Raw genomic sequence first — 2,603 nt, 5'->3', positions numbered from 1 at the left:
ATGAATATAATAAATATTTATATTCTGAAATAGATTGTTAAGAGGTTATATCTTAGTTAATAAGGTATAGCCTTTTTACTTTTTAGATAGAGATGAAAAATTAATAATAAGGAGAGAACTAAAGATGTTTAAGAAAGATAATAGATATGTAACTAGAGGTGTAAATGAGGAAGTAGATATAAGGTTGCAACTAATGATATGGTCTATGCTTGATAAGCTAAAAGATGAAGAAAATGTTGAACTAGATTACTTACAGGTTTTCAGGATAAGAAAAGAAGGAAAGAAGATTGTAATAAGTCAGAGTCAAGAAGTTCCTGAATATTCATGCACATATGAAATAGAGATAGAAGATATTCAGATAGATGATGAGATTAAGTTATATGTAATAGATAACGGATTTGAAGGAAGTATTATATTATTTCCTTGGGAATATTAATGATAATGAGGAGAAAGTTATGGATATAGTAACAGTAATAAAGGTGCTTGGAACAGTATTAACAGTTGTGGCAACTTCAATAGAAGCAACAACTAAGAAGTAGTATGAAATATAATATCATCACAATTAATAAGAATGATAAATTAATTGTGATGATATTATAACAATAAGATAATTTTTTTATAACAATAATAAACTACTAGAAAATATCGTTGTAATAGTAGTGTCTATGTAACGATAGTGACGATATTTTCAGTAAGAATAAGATTGAGGAGAAAGAATAGAAGAAGTCTAAGTAAAGATGTAATTTATCTTGAACGTAGTGTAAATAGAAAAACTGTAACTATAATCAATCTAAGTATATCTAAAAAGCAACGATAGCACAGCAGAAAGCAGAGATTTTAGAAAATGTTAAGAAATGTAGCCATGGGAATAAAAAACTGCGAAGAGATGATAAATTGAATGTTTTCTAAATAAGATGGTATATAAATGTCAAATTAATTCTGTAAGTTTTTGATCATTTAAGAATGAGGTTTTTAGTTCTCTTCAAAATTAAAATGATCTTTTAATCTATAAGAATTTCCAGTAATAGAAACTACGTGGGCGTGATGAAGTACCCTATCTAAAATAGCATTAGCTATTATAGGATCGCAAAATATTTCATCCCAAGCATTAAAATTTATATTAGTAGTTATAATAGTACTTTTCTTTTCATATCGCATATCTATAAGTTGAAAAAATAGTTTTGAATCTTCTTTATCTATAGGCAAATATCCTAATTCATCTATAATCAGAAGCTTGTATTTACTAAAATGCTTAAGCCTTGAATCAAGCCTATTTTCTAAATTAGCTCTTTTTAATTGCTGTAATAAATCATTACATTTAATAAAATAGGTGCTACATCTTCGCTTCGCGGCAGCGATACCTATAGAAGTGGACAGGTGAGTCTTTCCAACTCCGCTTGTCCCTAAAAATACAATATTCTCTTTTGCTTCCAAGAAGCGTAATGATGCAAAATCTAATATTTGATCTTTGTTTATACCTGGTTGAAAATTAAAATCAAAGTCTTTAAGTTCTTTAGTATGGGGAAATGCCCCTACTTTAACCATTGATCTAATCATATTTGCTTCTTTACAATCTATTTCATGAGATGTAAGTTTTATAAGAGTATCAACAAATGATAAATTGTTTTTTGTTGAAAAATCAATAACTTCATCTAAATGATTAACCATTTGCTTTAGTTTTAGATATTCTAAATTATTAATTAATTGCATATACGCACTATTAGTTACCATATATTTCTCCTATCATTTTTAAATTATTTTTAGCTATTTCGTTCATTTCATATTTAGAATTTTTAAATGTTAAATAACTAATCTGTAAGTAATGATTATCATGATAATTTAATTTTTGGTTTTTAATTTCATGGATAGTAACTAAATTTGTGTTATAATACAAATGTAGTTGATTATCATATACTTGTAGTTTAAGTTTTTTGTTTATATATTCTGGTGGTACAGAATATTGGTTAGATTTATAGGAAATCATACTTTGGCGATTAACTTTAACACTTGTAGTTATGATACTGTATCGATTTCTTATTTGTTCTGTAGGAAGGTTAAGTAAGAAATCTTTTTCTTTTTCTAAGTGTAAAACTGGAATTTTGCCAGTTGAAGTATGACATGTCCCATTAATTCTATTATTGAGTTTTGAAATAAGTTCATGTAATTCATTAAAATTAAGAGTACCATTATAAGCTCTAATTTCATCTAGCAACTTCATTGGTGCTTCTACTTTAGCTTTAGTATTCGGCCTACCTGCTATGCAGGGGCGAACTTTAAAACCATAATCATCAGCAAACTGTTGAAATTTATTATTTACTTTTCCACTTTGATAAGCTGTTCTTGGTTGATCCATAACAGTTTTCATATTATCTGTTAATAATTCTTTAGGAACGCCACCAAAGGTTTCAAATGATTCATTTAAAAATGGAAATAATATATCTTGTGTTTTTTCTAATGATAATCTATAAATTCTAAATCTTGAATATGACAGTATTAAAACAAAAATATTTATGTTAATAACTTCAACGGTGCTTAAAACAAAATCAATATTCTCTTTCCAATCTAATTGTGCTTGTTGTCCCTTGTCTGTTTCAAATCTCATA

4 protein-coding genes are annotated in these 2,603 nt (G+C 27.0%); 2 read left to right on the top strand and 2 right to left on the bottom strand.

Annotation, left to right across the window (positions count from 1 at the left end; genetic code table 11):
• Positions 1 to 124: 124 nt before the first annotated feature.
• Together HCG76_RS18815 and HCG76_RS18810 are read left to right on the top strand one after the other, a co-directional pair.
• A complete protein-coding gene (locus HCG76_RS18815; RefSeq protein WP_221701793.1) occupies positions 125 to 436 on the top strand; it encodes a DUF960 family protein in 312 nt (103 codons plus the stop codon).
• The gene (locus tag HCG76_RS18810) at positions 399 to 539 is read left to right on the top strand and encodes a hypothetical protein (protein ID WP_156334272.1); all 141 of its coding nucleotides are present in this window, start codon (positions 399 to 401) and stop codon (positions 537 to 539) included. The genes HCG76_RS18815 and HCG76_RS18810 overlap by 38 nt, the downstream gene beginning before the upstream one ends.
• Before the next feature lie 433 nt (positions 540 to 972).
• Here HCG76_RS18810 and istB read toward each other — a convergent pair whose 3' ends face one another.
• Together istB and istA are read right to left on the bottom strand one after the other, a co-directional pair.
• Positions 973 to 1,731 carry an IS21-like element helper ATPase IstB gene (gene istB / locus HCG76_RS18805; protein ID WP_097032928.1) on the bottom strand — a complete coding sequence of 253 codons (759 nt, stop codon included), beginning with the start codon at positions 1,729 to 1,731 and terminating at the stop codon, positions 973 to 975.
• On the bottom strand, positions 1,721 to 2,603 hold an 883-nt coding region (gene istA / locus HCG76_RS18800; RefSeq protein ID WP_221719017.1), incomplete at its 5' end, for an IS21 family transposase. The genes istA and istB, both read right to left, overlap by 11 nt.

It is taken from the genome of Clostridium sp. K13, from assembly GCF_019734195.1.
GTDB lineage: Bacteria > Bacillota > Clostridia > Clostridiales > Clostridiaceae > Clostridium.
This window is presented reverse-complemented; position numbering and strand designations above follow the sequence as displayed.

Bases quoted from the DNA above. Each gene is read 5' to 3' on its own strand.
- HCG76_RS18815 (WP_221701793.1), top strand. From the start codon at position 125: ATGTTTAAGAAAGATAATAGATATGTAACTAGAGGTGTAAATGAGGAA.
- istB (WP_097032928.1), bottom strand. From the start codon at position 1,731: ATGGTAACTAATAGTGCGTATATGCAATTAATTAATAATTTAGAATAT.